The 19,050-nt window shown below is 49.5% G+C and carries 14 protein-coding genes; all 14 read left to right on the forward strand.

Annotated elements, in window-relative coordinates; genetic code table 11:
• Positions 1-30 precede the first annotated feature (30 nt).
• The 14 genes from B160_RS29215 to B160_RS0114705 all read left to right on the forward strand — a co-directional run bounded on the left by B160_RS29215 (position 31) and on the right by B160_RS0114705 (position 19,012).
• The gene (locus B160_RS29215) at positions 31-1,431 is read left to right on the forward strand and encodes an aspartate aminotransferase family protein (protein ID WP_018628679.1); all 1,401 of its coding nucleotides are present in this window, start codon (positions 31-33) and stop codon (positions 1,429-1,431) included.
• An 11-nt stretch (positions 1,432-1,442) separates the two neighbouring features.
• Positions 1,443-2,645, forward strand: coding sequence for an N-acetylglucosamine-6-phosphate deacetylase (nagA, locus tag B160_RS0114645; protein ID WP_040679907.1), 1,203 nt, complete (start codon positions 1,443-1,445; stop codon positions 2,643-2,645).
• Between the two features lie 21 nt (positions 2,646-2,666).
• Complete coding sequence (locus B160_RS0114650; RefSeq protein ID WP_018628681.1) at positions 2,667-3,599, forward strand: sugar phosphate isomerase family; 933 nt, start codon at positions 2,667-2,669, stop codon at positions 3,597-3,599.
• Between the two features lie 97 nt (positions 3,600-3,696).
• Positions 3,697-5,007: a neutral/alkaline non-lysosomal ceramidase N-terminal domain-containing protein gene (locus B160_RS0114655; protein WP_018628682.1), complete on the forward strand. Its 1,311-nt coding sequence runs from the start codon at positions 3,697-3,699 to the stop codon at positions 5,005-5,007.
• A 1-nt stretch (position 5,008) separates the two neighbouring features.
• Positions 5,009-6,352, forward strand: coding sequence for an FGGY-family carbohydrate kinase (locus B160_RS0114660; RefSeq protein ID WP_018628683.1), 1,344 nt, complete (start codon positions 5,009-5,011; stop codon positions 6,350-6,352).
• 17 nt (positions 6,353-6,369) lie between these two features.
• Positions 6,370-7,326 carry an aldo/keto reductase gene (locus B160_RS0114665; protein WP_018628684.1) on the forward strand — a complete coding sequence of 319 codons (957 nt, stop codon included), beginning with the start codon at positions 6,370-6,372 and terminating at the stop codon, positions 7,324-7,326.
• A gap of 9 nt (positions 7,327-7,335) precedes the next feature.
• Positions 7,336-8,268 carry a Gfo/Idh/MocA family protein gene (locus tag B160_RS0114670; RefSeq protein ID WP_018628685.1) on the forward strand — a complete coding sequence of 311 codons (933 nt, stop codon included), beginning with the start codon at positions 7,336-7,338 and terminating at the stop codon, positions 8,266-8,268.
• Entirely contained in the window at positions 8,259-9,038 is a 780-nt protein-coding gene (locus B160_RS0114675) for an SDR family oxidoreductase (RefSeq protein WP_018628686.1), read from the forward strand. Before B160_RS0114670 ends, B160_RS0114675 begins: the two co-directional genes overlap by 10 nt.
• Positions 9,039-9,049: 11 nt before the next feature.
• Positions 9,050-10,420, forward strand: coding sequence for an NAD-dependent succinate-semialdehyde dehydrogenase (locus B160_RS0114680; RefSeq protein ID WP_018628687.1), 1,371 nt, complete (start codon positions 9,050-9,052; stop codon positions 10,418-10,420).
• Positions 10,421-10,762: 342 nt separating this feature from the next.
• Positions 10,763-11,908, forward strand: coding sequence for a sialidase family protein (locus B160_RS0114685; RefSeq protein ID WP_169540072.1), 1,146 nt, complete (start codon positions 10,763-10,765; stop codon positions 11,906-11,908).
• Between the two features lie 297 nt (positions 11,909-12,205).
• On the forward strand, positions 12,206-15,112 hold the full coding sequence (locus tag B160_RS29220) for a SusC/RagA family TonB-linked outer membrane protein (RefSeq protein WP_018628689.1): 2,907 nt from the start codon (positions 12,206-12,208) through the stop codon (positions 15,110-15,112).
• Positions 15,113-15,131: 19 nt separating this feature from the next.
• Entirely contained in the window at positions 15,132-16,754 is a 1,623-nt protein-coding gene (locus tag B160_RS0114695) for a RagB/SusD family nutrient uptake outer membrane protein (RefSeq protein ID WP_018628690.1), read from the forward strand.
• 18 nt (positions 16,755-16,772) lie between these two features.
• Positions 16,773-17,951 carry a discoidin domain-containing protein gene (locus B160_RS0114700; RefSeq protein ID WP_040679909.1) on the forward strand — a complete coding sequence of 393 codons (1,179 nt, stop codon included), beginning with the start codon at positions 16,773-16,775 and terminating at the stop codon, positions 17,949-17,951.
• A gap of 20 nt (positions 17,952-17,971) precedes the next feature.
• On the forward strand, positions 17,972-19,012 hold the full coding sequence (locus B160_RS0114705) for a DUF5007 domain-containing protein (protein ID WP_157558064.1): 1,041 nt from the start codon (positions 17,972-17,974) through the stop codon (positions 19,010-19,012).
• Positions 19,013-19,050: the final 38 nt, after the last annotated feature.

The following is a 19,050-nucleotide window of genomic DNA, read 5'->3' on the forward strand; positions in this document are numbered from 1 at the left end:
CGGTTACCGGATCTGGAAATAACAACTTTTATGGAACAATTAGATCAGCAACAATTAACAGTAACAAAAGATTGGTGGAAGGAGAGCGCTGCGGATGTTCCGCGGCTGATCACTGAAACACCGGGACCGCGTTCGAAAGAAATGCATACGCGTGCGGCCCGTTATATGAAGGGCCTGAGCAGTCAGGTAAAACTTTTTCCCGTATGTTTTGAAGAAGGCTATGGGGTGACCCTTACGGATGTGGATGGCAACCGGTACCTCGATTTTTCTTCCGGTATCTATGTCACTTCATTAGGGCATTGTCATCCGAAAATATCTGAGGCCATTGCTTACTGGGCAAAAAAACTGATGAACGCGCACGACTTCACCACACCCGTTAAGGAGAAGCTGCTGGAGAAGATGGCGGATGTATTGCCGGGGAATTTAAATGCCATCCAGCTATACAGCGACGGGGCTTCTGCAGTGGAAGCAGCGATCCGGGCTGCGCGGGCCATTACCGGTAAGCATGAATTTATTTCGGGGTACCGCGATTTTCACGGAAAAAGCATGGCCGCCGTTAGCTGTGCACAGATGATCCGGGGGGATGTATTCAGTTATGGACCCACACGCGCACCGGGCTTTTATATGGTACCACGCCCTGACCCTTACCGTCCTTTGTGGACAAAGGCAGATGGTACCATCGATACCGATAAATACATTGCATTTTATGATCAGTTTATTACGGAAAGTACCGTGGGAAATGTGGCGGCTTTTGTGCTGGAACCAGCGCAGGGCTGGGCGGGGTCTATATTCCCGCCGGATGACTTCTTTCCCAAGCTAAAAGCATTTTGCGAAAAGAAGAAGATCCTGCTGTTTGATGATGAAGTGCTGGCCGGTATGGGCAGAACGGGCGAATACCTTTGCATGAATCACTGGGATGTGCAGCCGGACATCGTGACCCTGGGAAAATCTTTCGGCAACGGATTCCCGGTGACGGCAATGGTCTTGAAGGAAGAGTATGGAGAAGCGCTGGAAAGTATTTCAGCTTCTTCCAGCTACGGAGGTAACCCCATGGCCTGCGCCGCCGCCCTGGCTTCCATTGAAGTGATCGAAGAAGAAGGGTTGCTGGAAAATGTAAGAACGGTAGGCGCAGCGATCATGAAACGCCTGGAGAGAATGAAAGAAGCTCATCCGATCATTGGCGATGTAAAAGGAAAGGGCTTTTTATTGGGTATAGAACTGGTTAAAGATAAAACAACAAAAGAACCGTTTGCAGAAGCGGGCACATTGGTGTATCAGAAGGCTTTTCAGCGCGGGCTGGCCTGGATCCCGGCGGGACATATTCTCAGGATGTCGCCACCGCTCATTATGGATGAGGCGTATGCAATGAAGGGGATTGATATGATCGAAGATGCGATCACGGACGTTGAAAAGCAATTTGGGTACCTGTAAAAACAGAATAGATGCAAGCCATATCCAAACTACGAACAAAAAATAAAACGACCTGCCTGCGAGGGAATATCATGACCGATACGGGTTTTCAGAAATCCGCTGTCTGGTTTGAAAACGGGGTGATCCGTTCCGTTGGCCGCCCTACCGGGTCTGATGAGGAACATACATCGGTCATCGATGTAGGAGATGCTTTTATTGTGCCCGGGTTTATTGACCTGCATATGCACGGCATTCACGAATATCTGATCGACAGTGGTCCGGCCGACCTGGAGCAGATTGCAGAGATCATACTTGGGTATGGTATCACCAGTTTTCTGCCAACCGTTTGCCCGCGCCGGGAAGGGGAGGATATGGCATTTTTAAAGATCCTGGCCGGGGTGCAGTCGAAGGGTGCCAATATCCTCGGGTTTCACCTTGAGGGGCCGTTCATCAAACTGACGGGGTCCCTGGTGGCCAATACCGTTGCAAAGGCCGACCCGGTACGGGTAAAGGGGCTCATCGAAGCTGCCCGGCCCTACCGGGCAGTATTCAGCATCTCTCCGGACCTGGATAATATTACGGATATCATTCCCCTGATGGCGGCCAATAACACGCCGGTGTTTATGACGCATACAGCGGCCGATGTGGAACAGACCAAGGCGGCCATCGCATTGGGTGCCTCCCATGCCACGCATTTTTATGATGTATTTCCCTGCCCACCGGTTACGGAGCCTGGTGTACGCCCCTCTGGGATCGTGGAAGCCATCCTGGCAGATAAACAGATCAGCGTTGATTTTATACTGGATGGGGTGCATGTAGATCCGATCGCCGTAAAGATGGCAATGGTGTGTAAAGCCAATGGCCCGGGGACAGTTTGCCTGATCACTGACTCGAATATCGGCGCAGGTTTGCATGCCGGCCGGTTTATTTTTGGCGAGAACGGGGAAGTGGAGATCGCATATAAAGGAGCGCCGGTAAGAAAGACCGCAGACAATACGCTGGCGGGCAGCGGGCTTACCATGGATCAGGCGGTGCGGAACGCGATGAGCTACCTGGATATAGAGTTGCACCAGGCGGTACAGATGGCCAGTGTCAATCCGGCAAAAGTGTTGGGCGTAAGTGACCGGAAGGGAAAAATAGAAGCGGGGTATGACGCCGATCTTGTTGTGCTGGACCCCGAGTGCCAGGTATTACAAACCTGGGTTTCCGGAGAGCGGCGGTTTCTTAAAAAATAATAAAATAAAAACGAATCAGGTATGAGTGACTTTCACTTCAAGGCATCGCAATGGGTGCCCTTCAAAGATAAAGCGATTATTGAACGTGTCCGGGACATTAAAAGGGAGGAGATCGAAAAACATGCGAACCCTGATTTTAACATAACCGTATATCCGGACGCAGATGTTGAATTTGTATGGGTGACCGATCTGTTTACGCGCATCTGGCAGGCTGCACAGCTCAATCAGAAACTGGTGCTTATATTGCCCAATCCCTGCCCATCCTACCGGCATGTGGTGCGGCTGATCAACGCCAATAAGATCGACTGCAAAAATATACATGCCTTTGCGATGGATGAATATGCGGATGAGAACGGCCGCATTGCTCCAGCCGATTGGAAGTACGGGTTTACACATGCCATGTTCCATTATTTCTACGATCGAATCGATCCGCAATTGCGTCCGCCGAGGGAGCAGTTTGTCGGATTTACCAATAAAAACATCAACGACTACGGAAAGATGATCGAGGACCTGGGTGGTGCGGATATTTGTTATAGCGGTCCCGGCTGGACGGGGCACCTGGCCTTTATCGAACCTGATGCCCCGGAATTTGCCGGAAGTCTGGAAGAATGGAAAGAGATGAGTGCCCGCATTGTTACCTTAAGTCCTTTTACCCTGGCTCAAAATTCACTGCACGGCAGCTTTGGCAAGAGCGGCGATCTTTCGGCGGTACCGCCAAGAGCGGCCACCATTGGTCCTAAAGAAGTGATCCGGGCAAAGCACCGGGTAGACTCCCATTCCATTACCGTACATGGTACTACTACTTCCTGGCAGCGGCTGATGACCCGCCTGGTACTGCACGGGCCAGTAACGCCACTGATTCCCGAGTCCATCTTACAGACCTTAAAAACGGATGTACTGGTATCAGAAACGGCAGCGATGGACATCGAACCCGACTGGAACAAAGGCTATTAGCAATCAGCGATCAGCTTTCAGGAGCAGCGTCCAAAGCTGATCGCTAAAAGCTGACAGGTCCAACGCTCAAATCTCAACGCTCAAATCTCAAATCTCAATGATCAAGGCCGGCGCATCTGCAATCGATATCACACCTCAAAAACCAGTACAGTTAGCGGGTTATCCCTTTGTTGAACGGAAAAGTACAGGGGCCCACGATCCACTGCAGGCATCTGTACTGTACCTTCACGATGGAACAAAAGCGGTACTCTTTATTTCCTGCGATCTGATCTATGTGGGCAAGGAAACGGCATTGCGCATACGCAACAGTATTGAGCAGCTGTATGGGATTCCGCAAACACATATCATGATAACGGCCACCCATACGCATTCGGGCCCGGCAACCGTTACATTTATTGCCGGGTCGCAAGATGCGCTGCAGCAACCTGTGGATCGGGAATATCTTTCATACCTTGAAAAACAGATACCCCAGGCCGCAGGAGAGGCCATACAACGCGCTGAAGCAGCTACGATCGGGACCGGAAATGCGGACGTGACCGGCATTGGCTCAAACCGGCACGATCCGCATGCCGCATCGGATCTGAATGCGCCGGTCATGCTGGTGCGCCGGAAGACCGATGCATCGGTGATCGCCTGCATGATCGTTTGCAGCATGCACCCAACGGTACTGCACGAGGACTCGACCCTGCTTAGCGGGGATTTTCCGGGGATAACCAGGAACCTCTTACAGCAACAATATTTTTCTCCCGATACGGTGTTCCTCTTCCAGCTGGGAACGGCGGGAAACCAAAGTCCGCGGCATGTGACGAAAGCAAATACCTTCCAGGAGGCGACACGGCTGGCCCATATACTGGCCACTGCAATTGAAAAAAGCGTGCAGGCCCTCCGGTACGAAGAAGTGGCGGATCTGAAGGTATTGAGCGCCCGTGTAATGCTGGAGCGCAAACGATTTCCTTCATTACCGGAAGCAGAAGCGTACGTGGCATTTTGCCGGAACGTACTCGATGCAGCCATCGGCGGGCAGCACCCGGCACAGGAAATACGGTCGGCCGAGGTGAACTGGTTCGGAGCAAAGGAAATGGCGCACCTGTCGCAGCTGGCCGCTGGCGGAAAGCTGGAAGAGACCTACCGGAAGAATGAACAGGCGGAGATCCTTATATTTAAGGTGGGAACGTTTCTGTGTGTGGGGTGGCCGGGGGAGATCTTTGTAGAATATGGTCTTGAAATAAAGCAGCAATTCCGCGATACGGCGGTGATCACCCTGGTGAATGGTGAATTACAGGGGTATATTGTGACGCCGGAAGCTGCGGCAAAAGGTGTGTACGAGGCTTCCAATGCTATTTTTGATCCGTCTGGCGGGGCCTTGCTGGTTGCCCGGACAAAAGAGCTGATCGATACATTGCAATAATATGTTGTTTTTGGGGATTGATATGGGAACCAGTTATTTTAAAGCGGGCCTCTTTAACGGGGACGGCAGGCTGGTTGGATCAGGCCGGGTAATGGTTCCCAGGCGGGGAAGCGGTATGCAGGCAGAACTGGAGATTGCTGCATTCTGGAAATCCCTGCGACAATGTGTATTCGGCGCTTTTGAAGAAGCAAACGCAGAACACAGCGCGCTTACGGCGATGGCGTATTCCTCCCAGGCGAACACCTTTCTTCTGATGGACGGAGGTGGGCAGCCGTTGACTCCGCTGATCCTCTGGACGGATGAGCGCGCGCCCGCAGATCCGGAGCTTGCCGGATTTACAAAACAGGAGCAGTGGCCGGAAACAACCGGTATCGGCATTCCTTTTGGCGCCGGCTTTTGCATCAGCAAATGCAGATGGTTCCAGGAAAAGGGAGCGGATATATGGCGCAAAACGAGAGCTGTGCTGACGCTGCCGGATTATTTTACATTTTGTCTGACCGGAAAACGGCTGGTGGATACCAGTACGGCATCTTTATTGGGGCTGATGAATATGGAAAAGAGCGCCTGGTGGCCCGAGGCCGTGGCCGCATCGGGGATGGAAGAAGACCAGCTTTCTCCGCTCTGTGCTATGGGTACAGATGGGGGAGCGCTTCAGCGTGGGAATCCGCTGGGGCTGCCGCCCGGTGTGCGTTTATTTACCGGAGGGCTGGATCATCATATGGCCGCGATCGGTGTGGGTATCGGCGCAGGCGCAAAGCTCAGTGAATCGACCGGAACCGTTATTGCGGCCGTACTGTATAGCTACAATAAGATGCGTATAAAGAACGTATGCATGGCGCCGGCGTTGGAAGCCGATGCTTATTTTAAAATGAGCTTCGACCGCAATGGCGCCGGTGCGCTGGAATGGTACCGGAAAACCTATGCAGCGCAGCATACGCTGGACGAGCTGGTAGAAATGGCCGCAACGGTCCCGGCAGGATGCGAGGGGCTGATTGCAGTACCTTGTCCAAATGAACATGCGGATAAGAGCGGGTTTTTAAATCAACAGGACCGGTTCCATCATGGTTATTATATCCGGGCGATCATGGAATCGACCGCAGAAAGTTTGAAACAGCTGATCCATAAGGTGGATGCCGGGCAGGAGAGCAGCGCTGTTTTTTCTACCGGCGGCGGCGCCAAGAGTAAGCTCTGGGGAGCCATTAAAGAAGCTGCCATACAACGGCGCTTTTACCGGAATACCAACAGTGAGGCTGCCTGCAGGGGAGCGGCGCTGGTAGCGGCAACCGGTACCGGAATGTTCACCTCTGTTTTTGACGCGCAGCGATCCTGGTTACGGGGCGAATGAAATATCTTTCAAAAAAAATGAAAAAACGAAAATTAGGTAAGACCGGCATTCGTGTTTCCGAAATGGCTTTCGGTACGGTGGCGTTGGGTGTTCCTTATGGTTTAGGGATCGAGCATGAATCGCAATTGCTCCCGGAAGCGCAGGCCATCGAGCTGCTGCAGGCTGCGCTGGAGCAGGGCGTTAATTTTTTTGATACTGCCCGGCAATACGGAAGAAGTGAAGCCCTGCTGGGGCGTGCCTTCCGGGAACGGAGGCGGGAGGTGGTGATTGCAACGAAATGTGCGCACCTCCGCCAGGCAGATCATACCCTGCCTGCAGGGCCAGCCCTGGCAGCAGTGATCGAACGGTCGCTTGCGGAAAGCTTGGAGGCATTGCAAACAGATTATGTAGATGTGCTGATGCTGCATGATGGCGATGAGGAGATCATCCGGCATACCGGTATAAAGAAAATATTCGAAGGGTATAAAAAAGAAGGGGTGATCCGGGCCACCGGCGTTTCCACTTATACGCCCCGGGAAACAAGGGCTGTAATGGATAGCGGGGGCTGGGACATTGTGCAGGTTCCGTTTAATTTAATGGACCAGCGTCAATCGGCATTGTTTGAAGAACTGGAGCAAAAAGGGATGGGCGTTGTGATCCGTTCTGTTCTGCTCAAAGGATTGCTGAGTGAAAGAAGGCAACAGCTACACCCCGCATTGCGGGAAGTGGAGCAGCATATTGACGCATACACTTCGCTCACGGAAGCCAGCGGGCTGCGTTTGTCGCAGCTGGCCACTAAATTTGTACTGTCGTTTCCCCAGGTGTCTTCCGTGCTGGTGGGGATCGACCGGATGGAGTACCTGCAGGAGGCACTGGACTCCGTTGCCGGGAGCGCCCTGGGATCAGCGCTTTTTGAACAGGCGCGGGCTGCTGCGTTCAGGGACCCGGACTTTTTAAACCTGCACCACTGGAGCGTTCAGGGGTGGTTAAAATAAAGAACAAAAATGATTAAATTAGGAGTGATCGGAATGAGCGAAGGGAATGCGCACCCTTATTCCTGGTCGGCGATCGTGAATGGCAGCTTTGACGCAGAAGAGATCGCCCGGGTGGGTTATCCGGCAGTAGCCGCCTACCTGCAGGCCAACAAAGAAACACTGGGATTGCCCCAGGCGCGTGTTACCCATGTGTGGGCGCAGGAGCGGGAAATTGCAGACAGCATCGCAAAGGCAACCGGCATCGGACACGTTGTCGATTCCCTGGAAGAAATGGCTGCTCAAGTCGATGCGGTATTGCTTTGCAGGGATGATCCGGAGCATCATGTGTCGATGGCCCGGTCCTTCCTGGATGCGGGGGTACCCCTGTTCATTGATAAACCTCTTGCGGTCACGAAAGCAGACCTGGACTGGTTTGCAGCAGAAGCGGAGAAAGGACGCTTTTTCATGTCCTGCTCCTCCATGCGTTATGCAGGCGAGTGCCGTGCGCTCCGCCAGGACCTTCCGAATCTTGGTCCGCTGCAGCTGGTAACGGCTGTAGGAAAAAAAGACTGGGTAAAATACGGCGTGCATATGCTGGAAGCAGTTTTTGCCATTGTGGGCGAAACCACTGTACAGGCGGTGACCAACACAGGAGATACCGGAAAAGAAGTAGTGACGCTTGAATTTGAAAACGGGCTCAGGGCCACGCTGCATTTATTTATGGATATTGCGCCCACATTTCAGGTTTCCGTTTTTGGAAAGCATGCATGGCGCATGGCCGATATAAAGAACTCCTACGCGATGTTCCGGGATAACATCATTGAGTTTGTGCGCTCCGTTGCAGAAGGACGGCCGCGGATCGCGTTTGAAGAGACAAAAAAAATAATGCAAGTACTTATTGCTGCGCAGGAAAGTCGCGAGGCAGGAGGACGTAAAATAATCATTGACGGATCATGCATGTAAAAGATTTATTGAGTTTAAAAGGGAAGATCGTCCTGGTTACCGGCGGCGCGGGCAACTATGGCAAGTGTATTGTAGAGGCCATGGCGGAAGCGGACGGGACCGTGATCACCGCCTCCCGGAATCTGAAAGCAAATGAGGCTTTTGTCGGGCAATTAAAGGACCGTGGCCTGGAGGTGCATGCGCTGCAGCTGGATCAGGGAGATCCGGGTTCCGTAAAGAACCTGAGAGCAGCGATTGAGCAACAGTTCGGTGCATTGCACGTGCTGGTGAACAATGCCGTAGCCCGCCCCATGGCCACTTATGATGCGCCCATGGAGGATTTTGCAGAATCGATGCGGGTAAATGCTACGGGCATGGTAGACCTGATGCGGGAGATGACGGCTGTGATCATTAAAAGCGGTGGGGGTAGCATCATCAACATCGCTTCCATGATGGGAATGTTCGGACCCGATCTTTCCAACTATGAAGGGACCACGATGACGCAGAGCCCTCCGCCGGATTATTACTTTCACAACGCGGGCCTGATCAATCTGACCCGCTATTGGGCACGGATGATGGCAGGCAAAAATGTGCGGGTGAACTGTGTAAGTCCCGGGGGATTGTTCAATCACCAGCCCGAACGGTTCCTCGAAAATTATACAGGAAAAGTACCTTTGCGGAGGATGGCGAATCAGGATGACATAAAAGGCCTGATGGTGCTGCTGGCCTCCGAAGCCGGGGCTTATATCAATGGTGAAAATATTCTGATGGACGGCGGTCTGAACGCTTAAAAAATGATATCATGGCAATACAATCGATCAATCCGGTAAACGGAAAAGTTATTGAAAAATATAAAGAAGAGACAGCAAAAACGGTCGAAGAAAAGATAGTGGCAGGGCACCGGGCGTGGCTCAAATGGCGTACCGTTCCCTTTGAAGAGCGCGCCAGGTTGCTATTGAAAGCAGCTGAAGTATTGCAGCGGCAAAAGCAGGAACTGGCGCTTTTAATGGCGCAGGAAATGGGCAAGCCATTAAAAGATGGGATCGCCGAAATAGAGAAGTGTGCTTCCGTATGTGTATATTATGCAGAGAACGGTGCGGCATTTTTAAAGAACGGCAAAGTAAAGACCGATGCCCGCAACAGCTTTGTTACGTATCAGCCCATAGGTGTAGTGCTGGCGGTAATGCCCTGGAATTTTCCTTACTGGCAATGTTTCCGCTTTATTGCTCCTGCGTTAATGGCCGGGAATACCGGGCTGCTCAAACATGCATCCAGTGTGCCGGGCTGTGCCCTTTCTATAGAAAAAGTATTGCAAAAAGCCGGTTTTCCCAGGGGGGTATTTCAAACCTTACTGGTGGGCAGCGGCGCGGTACAGAAAATCATCGAGCACCCGCTGGTAAAGGCCGTAACGCTTACGGGCAGTACGGAAGCAGGCAAAAAAGTAGCAGCACAGGCCGGAGCACAGATCAAAAAAACGGTTCTGGAATTGGGCGGAAGCGATCCCTATGTGATCCTGGAAGATGCCGATCTGGAGAAGGCCGCAAGTATTTGCGCCCAGAGCCGGCTGGTCAACAACGGGCAGAGCTGCATCGCCGCCAAACGTTTTATTGTTGTAAAAGAAGTGGCGCAGGAATTTATCCGTTTATTTAAAGAAAAGATGAGCGGGAAGAAGATAGGCGATCCGCTGGAAGCCACTACCGAATTGGGACCGATGTCCAGAAGAGACCTGCGGGATGAGCTGCATCAGCAGGTTCTGGAGAATATTAAAAAAGGAGCCCGGTGTATCCTGGGCGGAACGATACCGGAGTTTAAAGGAGCTCATGCTTTTTACACACCGACCATTTTAACCGGCGTTAAAAAGGGAATGCCCGCTTATGAAGAAGAGATGTTTGGACCCGTAGCCTCCGTAATTGTTGCCCGTAATGAAAAGCATGCCATTGAAATAGCAAATGATACCAGCTTTGGGCTGGGCGCAGCCATATTTACAAAAGACATAAAAAAAGGAGAACGCATTGCAGCCGAACAATTACAGGCAGGTGCCTGCTTTGTGAATGCATTGGTGAAATCCGATCCCCGCCTGCCTTTTGGCGGCATTAATCAATCCGGCTATGGACGGGAGTTGGGGGTCTTTGGAATCCGGGAATTTGTGAATATAAAAACGGTGTGGCGATAAAGCCATTGGCGTTCTCCCGAACCTTGTACGCATCAATACTAAGCAGGAGCGCGGAGTGTCCGGGAGGATGCACAATGAACCGGTATTAAAATCATCTTTTAAAATTTAAGGTCCATTCACTTTTCGACCGGTGAGGATGCCGGACGTGGAGCGCCATGGTTTGCCGGAACACAAACCATTAGGAATGGATAACATTTTAATACAATCGATACCGGTTCATTATGAAACGGGTTGTAAGGGCTTTTGGCATTTTCTATTTTAAGAGGAAAAGTGCAGGAAATGCTATGGCGCTGTTGTGCTGAAGATAAAGAACGATTGCTGTCAATTAAAATATGAATGAATATGACACTTAAAACTAAATGCCGTATTGGAGGATTGATGCTGCTTTGCCTGACGATGCTTAAGGCCCGGGCACAATATATCTTTAATCCTCAGTTTGAAAAGATCCAGCCCCGGGTAAGCTTTGTACCCGGTATTAAAGTGATCAGGGGGGAAACGGTGGTGATCGTGCCCATGCAAAAAAATAGCTGCCCGAACGGAACGGTTTTTAAATTCAACAACGGTGAACTGCAGGTGGCGGATATGCGCTCTAACGATGATGGTAAGACCTGGTATCAGACCGGCCATAAAATGGGGGCCTCCGTTTATCAGTTTCCGCAACCGGACAACGAGGCCATCCAGCATAGTTTCAAAACACGCAAAGGAAAGGGACCGGGTGTTTATGAAGCCACTTTTTACCGTTCCCGGGACCAGGGTAAGACCTGGAAGGAATTTACCTCCATCATCCGGCTTCCCAAAGAAATGAACTGGTCCGGGGTTACTGACCGTAAGATAATTGCACTGAAAGATGGTTCGCTGCTGATGACCCTTTATGGCCGGATGGCCAACACCGTTGGCTTTTCCGTGCAACTGGTTCGCTCCACAGATCGTGGAAAAACCTGGTCCTTCTATTCCACCGTTGCGTTTAACATTACGGAGAAGCTGTTGGGAGAGGGGTTTTGCGAGCCGACATTGCTTTTGTTGCCGAATAATAAAATGCTCTGTTTTATACGTTCATCCGGCAACTACCCGGCTTCTCTTGGCAGTAGCAATAATAATGATCCGACGGTCAAAATGCCTTTTTTTTATTCCAAAACAACGCCGCTTTTCATGAGCGCTTCAAATGATATGGGCAAAACCTGGAGCAACGCTGCACCGGTCAATGATTTTGGCGTTTGGCCGGATGCGCTTGTATTGCAGAACGGCATCATTGCGCTGAGTTATGGCAGGCCGGGAAACTGGCTGATGTTCAGCAATAACAACGGTGTGAGTTGGGGACCTCGGTTACAGTTCTATAACGATATCTATCCGCCGGATTGTGGAAACTATATGTCCATTGCCGAAATAGCGCCGAATATATTGTTTGTGGTTTACAGCAGAACAGATCCGAATGACAATAGCCGCAGTGAGATTGTAGGTACGTATTTCCAGGTAAAAAAATATGAATAAAGATAAAGATGACGGCTATTTCCGGGGGGCTTTCCCCTTTCTACTTAAATGCCCGGCCTGAACTAATACTTTTTAATTGAATTTTAGTAGTATTTTTTATTATCAATCTTGACAGATTTTTAACGGTTAAAATTCATTTATTTTTAAAAAAATTCGATTGCGTAACTGCTTCTGCTTGCTTAGAGGTGTGTGGAGAAAACTAATCAAAGTGTAAATAACTAAAATATGCGAATTGCTTTTTGTATAAGAAATTTGGTTTTCTGTCAGTTGATGATTTTCTGCTTAGTCTCAATACCGATGGTAGCCAAATCCCAAACTACCAGCCAGGAAAGCGAAGATTCTTTAGCAACATCAAAGACTGCGGAGAAATTTAAAGAAACCCTTCAAAAAACAAATAGCCAGCGTTTAGATGATACCAGCAGCCAACGGACGCGGGTCCGGCTCAATGGTATTTCAAAAGCACCCTTTATTTCTTTGCAGCAATATCTGAAGGGCAATGCATCCGGCTTGTTTGTTAAGGAAGAAAGCGGCGAACCCGGTAGCGAACAGTTTATGTTTATAAGAGGACTGTCATCGCCGTTATTTAATAAACAGGATGTGTACGGTGTTCAGCCGGTTGTGTATTTGAATGGTACGCCGCTTACGCAGGAAAATGCTTTCAGTTATAACATACAGCGCTATGATTTTAATAAGCTGGGATCGGGTACAAATTTGCTTGCGGCACTGGATATAAATAATATCGGCAGCATAGAAGTGCTTAAAACCCCGGCGGATATAGCAACGCTTGGTCCTCTTGCAACAAATGGCGCTATCTGGATCACCACAAAAGTAGCACAGCCGTCGGCAAAGCCCATTATCAATTTCGAATCATATGTAGGGATGCTGCGTGCTCCTAAAGTTAAGACCATTAACGCAGCATACGAGAATGATTTCCGTAAACGCTACTACGACGCCTATGCCACTCCTGAACAACTGGCTGCCTATCCCGTTTATGTGGCCAATCAGTACGACAAAAATTATTACGGTCCTTCAAACTGGAATGATATCTATTATCAGTCGAAACCCGTTTACTATGTAGGGTTTGGATTGAACGGAGGACATGACCGGGCAAGCTATCGTTTTAACATCAGCGATACAAAGGATCATAATTTTGATGATACCAACTTTGACCGGTATGCCCTCACCTTCGGAATGAATATGCTGCCGCTGAAATGGCTGACAATTTCCAGCAACATCAATGCCGCACGTACAGACCGCGACCGGAATAAGAGCCTGAGAGACCGGTTTGCCGAAACAAGATTTGTTCCGGATCTTGCAAACCCGCTTTCCCCTAATAAGGAGGCATATCAGCTTTACCTGGATAAATACCGGACCTCGATCGACGATAACAAGAACAATGCGATATCGGGCGATTTTACGGCAACTGCGGATATTCAGAACCTGCAGATAAAGACCCAGTTGTCCATCGACTATGAGGAAGCATTAAGGGATGTTTTTTGGGGAAGCGAGCTTATGGATGGCAATAGCTTTATTTCTACCTATTACGGACTGGCACAAAGAACTTCTATAAAGAACACGATCCGGTACACCGTTCCGCTGGCGCACGATCAGCATCGTATAAGGCTGGAAGCGGGTCAGAACTATGTGTCTGATTTTTTTAAGTACGACTACATTTATGGGTATAATACGCCCAATGACTTTATCAAAATAAAATCGGTACTCGTTAACGGATCTGCTTATTCGAACAATGACAACATATTTGCCTATCCGTTCAGCGATAACCTGAAGGCCCGGTTGTCGTCTTATTACGGGCGGATCGGTTATTCTTTTAAAAATGTGTTCAGCATCGACGCGGTAGGTAGGTACGATGGTTATTCAAGTTTTTCGCCTACAGACAGATGGTTGCTGACGCCTGTGGTGGCAACAAAGGTCAATATTCATGAGCTGATGCCCCATGACCAGCTGTTTAGCACGTTTGCGTTGAGAGGATCCTGGGGGACATTTGGTAAACTGATCCAGGATAGCCGGTTTAAATTAGGACCGCAGTACCGGGTAGATCTGGGTTATTCCGATGAGCCTGTTATTGGCGGCAGCGGGGGATATTCGGGTATTTCTCAAACCTATTCGTTCGGTTGGATAAACCGGTATTATAACTGGCCCTTCAGTGAGAAATTGAACATCGGGCTGGACCTGGGCTGGCTGAACGACCGGGTGATCCTGACGGCAGATTTTTATAATAACAAAGATAAAAATATGATCGTGCCCACATCCGTGGCATCGGAAAACGGATTCAGCTACAAGTGGGTGCAGGGGATGGCGGTTCAGAATACGGGATTGAACCTGGGTATTACCGCCGATATTTTGCATAACCCCGGTGGCGTGAGCTGGCAGTTTTTCACAAACTTTAACTGGAACAAAAATAAACTGCTGAAGCTGCCTTATGATCTTAACGAGATCGTGTACGGGGATATGAAGCTTGTGGTGGGGAAGCCCGCGGACAGCTATTGGCTGTTTGAGAACCAGGGGATGATCGAGGATGAAGCCAGCATACCGCCGGGCAGAACCAATGTGGACGGCACCGTGTTGCCCATGACCTTTGGCGGTACGATTCCTTTTTCAGTGGGCGATCCGCTTTGGGCAGATATTAACAAGGACGGGGTCATAGACCAGAATGACAAAGTACTGAAGGGGCATTTTCTGCCGGTGTACACGGGCGGCATCGGAAGCACCTTGTCGTTCCGGCGTTTTAATCTTGATTTTATGTTTTACTATGCCTTGGGACAGCAATTGCTGAACCGGCTGACCTCTACAAAGCTCGATTTTATCAACAGTGAGAACTCGCGGGATATTGCTTCGATCAAGGAAGTGACTTTCTGGCAGCAGACATTCGACTACAATACCTATCCTCTATACAATCCCTGGAGCGGTGTGATCCCCTACAGGGCGGATCAGGACCTGTTCCTGGAAGATGCCGACTTCCTGAAGCTGCGGTATGTTACACTGGGATATGATCTGGCCTCCCTTGATTACTTTAAGAAGAAAAAGATTCCAAAGATGCTGGTATATGTTACGGGAACCAACCTGTTCACGCTCACAAAATTTTCAGGAGGGGATCCGGAGCAGGTGAATTACAGAGGAGCGTACACGGGTTATGCACTTCCTTTGGCGGCTTCCTATTCCCTGGGGGTAAAAATTAATTTTTAAAATAAAAACAGAAGCGATAATGTATAAATTGAATAAATACATTTTTAATAAAGCAGTGTTGCTTTTGTCTCTGGTGTTTTCCATGTCTGTTTCCTGTACAAGGCAATTGGACATTGAGTCTACGGAAGCAGCCAGTTCTATCAATATGTGGCAGTCTTATGATGATGCCAAGTCGGGGCTTGTGGGCCTGTATGGCCTTGCCAGGGCGGCGCTTGCAAACGATAATGCGCATTGGCTCTATGGGGATCTCCGGATGGCCGATTTTGCCACACCCCGTTCCGGTTCCTACATCGAGGCGATCATAAAGAACCGGTTGAATGAAGATCTGCCAGGGATGGAGGACCTGAAAGACTGGCGGCGGTTTTACGCAGCCATTGATGCCTGCAATACGTTTATCGAAAAGTCCGGCGGGTGCCTCCAGGATACCCGGTATTCCGCGCTGTATCATAAAGTGGATGTGGCGCAGGCCCATATATTGCGGGCATTCCTGTACCTGTATGTCAGCCGCATTTGGGGAGATGTGCCTCTGGTTACTTCAGCTACTACCGAGGGGCTGAACACCAATCTTACAAGAACCCCTCAACGGCAGGTGCTTGACTTTTGCATCAATGATGTTAAGCTTTACCTGGACAGCCTGCCAACAGAATATGGAGGAAATGATCAAAGTAAATTGAAATTTACCGGCCCTTACTATGGCAGAACCTGGGCCCAGATCGGCAATTTTTATTGGGGGTACTGGCAGGGGATGACGGTGCTGGCGCAGATCTATGCCTGGATGGGAGATTATGAACGGCTGGAACCCGTGGCCAGGAAAATATGGGATAACCTCGCCCAGGCAAAAACACAGCTTGTGGGCTACCAGAATGCAAACAACTATCTGACCGGTAATAACAGTATTTTTTATGGCAACGGGGTCATCGGAAGTTATTGTTATCAACTGCTTTCACTGTCTTATAATATGGACAATAAGGAATCCGGCCCCAGTGGGGTAGGTCATATAGAGTCGCTGACACTTGCCGACCCCTATATTCCGCGGCAGAAACCCGATATTTATGTTCCCCGGGATACCATCGACCAGCTATTCTACAGCATTACGGATCTGCGCCATCCTTATCAGTCGGCAGCAAGCAGCTATCAGTCGGTGTACTTTACAAATTATTACGCTTCTATTCCGGTGTTATCAAAATTTAAAACATTTGCGCCGGCCGCCAATGGGTTCTCCATATACGGATCCTGTATTCCCCTGTCGAGGGCGGAGGACATCTGCCTTTTACTGGCCGAATGTTACCTGTACAAGGGTACCATCGGGGATGCCCAGGGCTTTCTTGAACGCATCCGGTTGCAACGTTTTACAAACGGCTTTGCCAATAACTTAAGACCGCTGGGCACGGGCGGCCCGGTGTACGTTCCAACGGACCGCAGCCGGGAGAACGGGCTCCTGTGGAATATCTTCAGGGAGCGCAGGGTCGAATTGATGGGAGAGGGATACGGATGGTACGATCTCATTCGCTACAAAAAGTACCTGGCCAATGACGATGAATTTAATAAGCTGGTGGAGCAGGGAGGGATCTACTGGCCGGTAAGCCAGCGTGTGCTGGATAACAATCCGCTTATAGAGCAAAACTCCTATTGGAAGCGATAATCTTAATCCCTGAATACAATGAAACAACTATATACTATATCCTTCGTGCTGCTGATGGTATTAATAACTTATTCCTGTAAGCGGGATTATGGGACCTATTACGATTATAAGCCGGCTTCAACCGTGTATGATGGGGATGTAATGAAGTTTCTCCGGGAAAACCATTTTGATTCAATGGTGAAAGTGCTGAATAAATATCCTGATATAGTAGCCCGGCTGACTTCAACCGACAGCTTTACGTTGTTTGCGATTCCCAATAAATCGTTTGAGATCGCTGTCAGCAATTTTAATACCAACCGTACCCGTGCCGATAGCCCCCTGTTGTACATTGATCCCGCCCAGTTGAATATGGAACAGGCGGATTCCGGGCGCTTCAACAACCAGATGATGCGGTTGCTGATCTCCCGCTACATTATCCCCGGTATCTGGAGCTTTGATACGCTTGCGCAATCATCAACCGGCATCATATTGAAATCGATCAACTATGATTACATGATGAATCTGAAAGGGGTGCAGCAAAATTCAACCGGGTCCATCAGCGGGGGACCAAAGATCATTGAACTGAAAGACATGAATTTTTCGCTCTATGATGCGTATTGGAAACCGGCGCATACATCTTCTGTAAACACGGTAAGGGCAGGAAATGTGCTGGTACACGTACTGGCCGATGATCATGAATTCGGGTTCTCCAACTTTTTTGACTACATGAATACACCGTACATCCTGCGGAATGAATGGAAGCCGCTATCGTGGATATCGCAACAGCCCTCTACGGTTTTCGGCGGCACTGTTTCGCATTTATTCGACAACAATTTGAATACGTACTGGAACACGAAAAATACCGGTGCCATGCCATTGCCGCCTTTTTGGTTTGTGACGGATATGGGGCACAGTTACGAGGTAAAATCGGTGGCCATGCAAAACAAAGCGGAATGGACCAACGGACAGTTGATGGTAACCGCTTTTACAACCGAGTTTGCTCCTGAAGGTGCTAACCTCGATGATCCGGCGGTATGGTCGCCCCCTGATACGTTCCGGTTAAAACTTGTAAATGGAACGGTGGGGCTGCAGGCGAAACAGCGTTTTTATCTTCCTGCCGCGCAAACGGGCCGTTACTACCGGTTTACAGTGATCGATAATTACGGAGGCTTTGCATCCTATAAACAATGCAATCTGGCTGAAGTGTGGTTATACTAAACAAATATATGTTCATGCTTATGCGCTATTTATATTCATTGATATTATTTTGGGCAGCGGGCTTGCTCCTTCTTATATCGTCGTGTAAAAGGGATTTTCCGGAGGACCGCGATTCGATTGATCCGCTTGCAACGTTTACACGTACATTCTATGATCCGACGCTGGGACGAAATACCGTCTTCTCGGATAATTTTAATGCGGCCAACTCTTCACAGCCGCTGGAGTTTACCATGCTCAACCTCCGCCGGTATGATGATGCGCCGGCGCCTGAGCTTACCGACAGCATTTACCCGGTTTCGGTATGGAAGGATGGCGGCGCTTACACCGGCAAGGAAACCTCACTGGCCGAAATAGAAAGCAAACGCAAAGTTGAAAATCACCGGATTTTTGAGATCAGAAAGAATTCAGGCCAAATAGTGGTATGGTCCGGAATGGACCAGAGCAATATACGCTCCCAACCCGATTCAGGCTATAAATTTGATGTAAAAGTTTCCAATTCGGGAGGCGTGAATTACTACTACAATTTACGGTTCATGCCTAAGAAGGCGATCCCGTATGTGCCGTCCAATTACAACCCTGAAACGGGGATGACCACCGGTCCGGCAGTATCTTATCCCACCAACGGCGTCAGTCTTAGTAATGTTCAAAGGCTGAAAGACGGGCTGGCGATGCAGGAGAGCGAAGTGGATGTTTATTTTACCCGGAAGGGTGCAGGGAACAGTCTTACGTTTAAGTTCCTTGATTCGGCCTTCAGCCCCATCAACCCCCATCTGTTTAATACCACCGACTGGCCCAACCTGGTTCATGGCTTCGATATGAAATTATCCGATACCGCGGTTGTTTACCAGGTGGGTTATCCGATACCGCTTGGTCCGATACCCACAAAATATACAAACGCTGCAGGTACCAGGGCCGCGGTAACATTTTCTTATTACCGTAGAGGAACGGCGGGCCTTGGATATGTTTGTTCGCTTGCGTTCAATTACGCTATATACGAGAAAGGAGATTGGGAAATTGCTTTTCAGTTCAAGAACAGTTCCCCAAAATTCATTAATGATTGATGATTGAAAATAATTAACCAGGAATCGCTGATTATGGA

This window comes from Niabella aurantiaca DSM 17617 (assembly GCF_000374125.1).
GTDB classification, from domain to species: Bacteria; Bacteroidota; Bacteroidia; order Chitinophagales; family Chitinophagaceae; genus Niabella; species Niabella aurantiaca.

Bases quoted from the DNA above. Each gene is read 5' to 3' on its own strand.
- B160_RS29215 (WP_018628679.1), top strand. From the start codon at position 31: ATGGAACAATTAGATCAGCAACAATTAACAGTAACAAAAGATTGGTGG.
- nagA (WP_040679907.1), top strand. From the start codon at position 1,443: ATGCAAGCCATATCCAAACTACGAACAAAAAATAAAACGACCTGCCTG.
- B160_RS0114650 (WP_018628681.1), top strand. From the start codon at position 2,667: ATGAGTGACTTTCACTTCAAGGCATCGCAATGGGTGCCCTTCAAAGAT.
- B160_RS0114655 (WP_018628682.1), top strand. From the start codon at position 3,697: ATGATCAAGGCCGGCGCATCTGCAATCGATATCACACCTCAAAAACCA.
- B160_RS0114660 (WP_018628683.1), top strand. From the start codon at position 5,009: ATGTTGTTTTTGGGGATTGATATGGGAACCAGTTATTTTAAAGCGGGC.
- B160_RS0114665 (WP_018628684.1), top strand. From the start codon at position 6,370: ATGAAAAAACGAAAATTAGGTAAGACCGGCATTCGTGTTTCCGAAATG.
- B160_RS0114670 (WP_018628685.1), top strand. From the start codon at position 7,336: ATGATTAAATTAGGAGTGATCGGAATGAGCGAAGGGAATGCGCACCCT.
- B160_RS0114675 (WP_018628686.1), top strand. From the start codon at position 8,259: ATGCATGTAAAAGATTTATTGAGTTTAAAAGGGAAGATCGTCCTGGTT.
- B160_RS0114680 (WP_018628687.1), top strand. From the start codon at position 9,050: ATGGCAATACAATCGATCAATCCGGTAAACGGAAAAGTTATTGAAAAA.
- B160_RS0114685 (WP_169540072.1), top strand. From the start codon at position 10,763: ATGACACTTAAAACTAAATGCCGTATTGGAGGATTGATGCTGCTTTGC.
- B160_RS29220 (WP_018628689.1), top strand. From the start codon at position 12,206: ATGGTAGCCAAATCCCAAACTACCAGCCAGGAAAGCGAAGATTCTTTA.
- B160_RS0114695 (WP_018628690.1), top strand. From the start codon at position 15,132: ATGTATAAATTGAATAAATACATTTTTAATAAAGCAGTGTTGCTTTTG.
- B160_RS0114700 (WP_040679909.1), top strand. From the start codon at position 16,773: ATGAAACAACTATATACTATATCCTTCGTGCTGCTGATGGTATTAATA.
- B160_RS0114705 (WP_157558064.1), top strand. From the start codon at position 17,972: ATGCGCTATTTATATTCATTGATATTATTTTGGGCAGCGGGCTTGCTC.